Annotated in this window: 4 protein-coding genes; all 4 read left to right on the top strand. The window is 51.5% G+C overall.

The window, feature by feature from the left end; all coding sequences use genetic code 11:
* A partial coding sequence (gene odhB, locus A918_RS0117340) for a 2-oxoglutarate dehydrogenase complex dihydrolipoyllysine-residue succinyltransferase (protein ID WP_022712274.1) occupies positions 1-886 on the top strand: 886 nt, incomplete at its 5' end.
* A 99-nt stretch (positions 887-985) separates the two neighbouring features.
* Positions 986-1645, top strand: a complete 660-nt coding sequence (locus A918_RS0117335; protein ID WP_022712273.1) for a LysE family translocator — start codon at positions 986-988, stop codon at positions 1643-1645.
* Between the two features lie 63 nt (positions 1646-1708).
* Positions 1709-2242 (top strand): hypothetical protein, encoded by a 534-nt coding sequence (locus A918_RS0117330; RefSeq protein ID WP_022712272.1) that lies wholly within the window; start codon positions 1709-1711, stop codon positions 2240-2242.
* 72 nt (positions 2243-2314) lie between these two features.
* Positions 2315-3721 carry a dihydrolipoyl dehydrogenase gene (gene lpdA, locus A918_RS0117325; protein WP_022712271.1) on the top strand — a complete coding sequence of 469 codons (1407 nt, stop codon included), beginning with the start codon at positions 2315-2317 and terminating at the stop codon, positions 3719-3721.
* The last annotated feature ends 50 nt before the right edge of the window (positions 3722-3771 follow it).

Below are 3771 nucleotides of genomic sequence, written 5' to 3'. Positions count from 1 at the left end.
GCCGGCGGCGCCGGCAGCTGCCAAGCTGATGGCTGAAGCCGGCCTGAACAGCGATCAGGTTGACGGTTCCGGCAAGCGTGGTCAGGTTCTCAAAGGTGATGTTCTTGCCGCTCTGGCAAAAGGCACTGCACCTGCAGCCGCCGCACCTGCTGCTGCCGCTCGTCCGGCCTCCCCTGCCGGTGATGCACCACGCGAAGAACGCGTGAAAATGACCCGTCTGCGTCAGACCATTGCACGTCGTCTGAAAGATGCTCAGAACACCGCAGCCATGCTCACCACTTATAACGAAGTGGATATGAGCGCGGTTATGGATCTGCGTTCACGCTACAAAGATATCTTCGAGAAGAAGCACGGCGTTAAGCTCGGCTTCATGGGTTTCTTCACCAAAGCTGTGACCCATGCTCTGAAAGAAATCCCTGCTGTTAATGCCGAAATCGACGGCACAGACATCATCTACAAGAACTTTGCTCACGTCGGCGTTGCAGTCGGTACAGACAAGGGTCTCGTGGTTCCTGTTGTTCGCGATGCCGACCAGATGTCGATTGCTGAAATCGAAAAAGAAATCGGTCGTCTCGGCCGTGCAGCCCGTGACGGTCAGCTTTCAATGGCTGATATGCAGGGCGGCACATTCACCATCTCCAATGGTGGTGTATATGGTTCCCTGATGTCTTCCCCGATCCTGAACGCACCGCAGTCCGGTATTCTCGGCATGCACAAGATTCAGGAACGTCCGGTTGTTGTCGGCGGTCAGATCGTTATCCGTCCGATGATGTATCTGGCTCTGTCCTACGATCACCGTATCGTAGACGGCAAAGAAGCTGTGACCTTCCTCGTTCGCGTTAAGGACAGCCTGGAAGATCCGGAACGTCTTGTTCTCGACCTGTAATAAACTGACTAAGAGCGCTGTCCCACGACAGCGCTCTTTTCAACTGCATCTTTTCTGAGCCCTGCGGCTCTTTCTTTTTCTGATCTCACGGAGCCTCTCATGCAGTATGTGATCGAATTCACCGGTCTGATGGCGGTATTCGTGATCCTGCTCGTAGCACCCGGTGCGGATTTCGCGCTGATTGTGCGTCAGAGCATTGTGCATGGCCGCCGTGCAGCCTTCATCACCAGTCTTGGCATCGGCGCATCGCTGATGTTCCACATCTCCTATACGATCCTCGGTATCGGCCTGATCGTATCCCAGTCTCTGTTTCTGTTTTCGCTGATTAAATGGGCGGGTGCTGCCTATTTGTTTTATCTCGGCATCAAGGCGCTGCGGGAAAAACCGCTCAATGCAGCCGATGCAGATAAAATTCTTCAGACAGACGGCGAAGCTGCTCAACCACAACAAAAGGCAATTTCGGCCAAGCGCTGCTTTACTATGGGTTTCATCACCAATGCGCTGAACCCGAAAGCTGTGTTGTTTTTCCTCTCCCTGTTCTCATCCCTTGTCAGCCATGAAACACCGGCTGCAATTCAGGGTATTTACGGGATTCTGATCGCAATCGTCGTCATCGGCTGGTTTGCAATTGTGACTCTGTTCTTTACGCTGGAACCCGTGCGTAAACGCTTTTTCGCTCTGGGTGCATGGTTTAATCGCGTGACCGGTATGGTATTTATCGGATTAGGAATTAAGCTGGCCAGTCAGCAAGCCCATTAGAACTACGGATCGTGCTTCAGGCCGATGCTGTAAATCAGAATTGACAAGCCCGGTGAGGGAACAATGCCTATCAAATCAGCCATTTTCAAAAAGACTATTGCCTGTCTCGCAAGCTGTACGATTCTGCTGACCGCCACAGCCGTTGCCTCAGCCGCCTGTATGCAGAACCGCGCCGCCTATTCCGACAAAGACCAAAATTACACACTGACTTTCAGCCCTGTTCAAAAAGATGATGAGCAGTCAGGCAACAGTTTCACCATCATTGCCAATGACAAACCTGATTTCAAATTACAGGGCACTGTGCAATGGACAGACGGTGCAGCCCGCCCGACAGCCATGATCACCTATAATTGTGCGGGTGACGATAATGCTGAAGATGAAATTGATGACTGCACAATCTGGCAGGGCGTAGTATATGCGCTTAAAGATGGTGCAGATGCAGAGTTTCTGCCCCGCAATGATGAACCGGCTGCCGCAGCAATCCTCCTGCCGGATTTTGTCAGTATGCTGGACAGTTATGATTTTGGAACGGCCAAACCGGCCGAGCCGCTGAACTGGGAAGTGTTTCGCTTTAAAGCCTGCACACCCGAAGAATAAAAGATCGACCCTTGTCTTCATGCAGAAATCCCCTGCCTGAACGGACTTAAAAAGAGTTAAAAGGATTAAGCAATGTCTTATGATGTCGTTGTTATCGGTACCGGCCCTGGCGGTTATGTTGCAGCTATCAAAGCTGCCCAGCTCGGCCTGAAAGTTGCCGTTGTTGAAAAACGCAGCACTTTCGGCGGCACCTGCCTCAATGTCGGCTGTATCCCTTCAAAGGCATTGCTGCACGCTTCTGAAGTTTTTGCTGAAGCCGGTCATTCTTTCGACGCGCTCGGCGTTGAAGTGAGCGCACCGAAGCTGAACCTCGAAAAAATGCTGGCGCACAAAGTAACAACTGTTAAAGCCAACACCAGCGGCGTTGAATTCCTGTTCAAGAAGAACAAGATCGAAGCTTTCACCGGTTTTGGTAAAGTTGTTGCTGCAGGCAAAGTTTCTGTCACTGCTGAAGACGGTTCTGTCAAAGAACTCGAAACCAAAAACATCATCATCGCCACCGGTTCTGATGTTGCCGGTATTCCGGGCGTTAATGTTGATATTGACGAGAAAGTCATTGTTTCTTCAACCGGCGCGCTGGAATTCACCAAAGTGCCTGAAACTCTGGTTGTTGTCGGCGGCGGCGTGATCGGTCTGGAACTCGGTTCCGTATGGTCGCGTCTTGGTGCCAAAGTGACTGTTGTTGAATATCTCGACAAAATTCTCGGCGGCATGGATGGTGAAGTTTCCAAGCAGTTCCAGCGTATGCTGGCCAAACAGGGCATTGATTTCAAACTCAGCGCCAAAGTGACTGCAGTTGAAAAATCCGGCAATGGCGCCAAGGTGACTTTCGAGCCTGTTAAAGGCGGCGATGCAGTGACCCTTGAAGCTGAAGCCGTTCTTATTTCGACCGGCCGTCGTCCTTACACAGATGGTCTGGGTCTGGCCGAAGCCGGTGTTGCTCTTGATGAACGCGGCCGCGTTGCGATCAACGATCATTGGCAGACCAATGTTGCCGGCATTTATGCGATCGGTGACGTGGTTAAAGGCCCGATGCTGGCGCACAAAGCCGAAGATGAAGGCGTTGCCGTTGCAGAAATCATTGCTGGTCAAAAAGGCCACGTCAATTTTGATGTGATCCCGAGCGTTGTTTACACCCAGCCGGAAGTGGCTTCTGTCGGCAAAACCGAAGAAGAACTGAAAGCTGCCGGTATTGAATATAAAGTCGGCAAATTCCCGTTCACAGCCAATGGCCGTGCTCGCGCTATGCAGCACACAGACGGTTTTGTGAAAATTCTGGCTGACAAAGCTACAGACAAAGTTCTCGGTGCGCATATCCTCGGCTACAATGCCGGTGAAATGATCCACGAACTGACCGTTCTGATGGAGTTTGGCGGCTCTTCCGAAGATCTGGCTCGTACCTGCCATGCACATCCGACCATGTCGGAAGCTGTTCGTGAATCAGCAATGGCAACTTACGACAAACCAATTCATATGTAATTGGTTCTACGTAATCTGCGGATTACATAAAATACGAGGCCCGGGTTTTT

The organism is Pseudochrobactrum sp. AO18b (assembly GCF_000409565.1).
Lineage (GTDB): Bacteria > Pseudomonadota > Alphaproteobacteria > Rhizobiales > Rhizobiaceae > Pseudochrobactrum > Pseudochrobactrum saccharolyticum.
Note: the sequence above shows the minus strand (reverse complement) of the source record. Positions and strands in the feature narration are given on the sequence as shown.

What these genes read in the sequence shown, in the direction of transcription:
- lpdA (WP_022712271.1), top strand. Translation starts at nt 2,315, where the DNA reads ATGTCTTATGATGTCGTTGTTATCGGTACCGGCCCTGGCGGTTATGTT.
- A918_RS0117330 (WP_022712272.1), top strand. Translation starts at nt 1,709, where the DNA reads ATGCCTATCAAATCAGCCATTTTCAAAAAGACTATTGCCTGTCTCGCA.
- A918_RS0117335 (WP_022712273.1), top strand. Translation starts at nt 986, where the DNA reads ATGCAGTATGTGATCGAATTCACCGGTCTGATGGCGGTATTCGTGATC.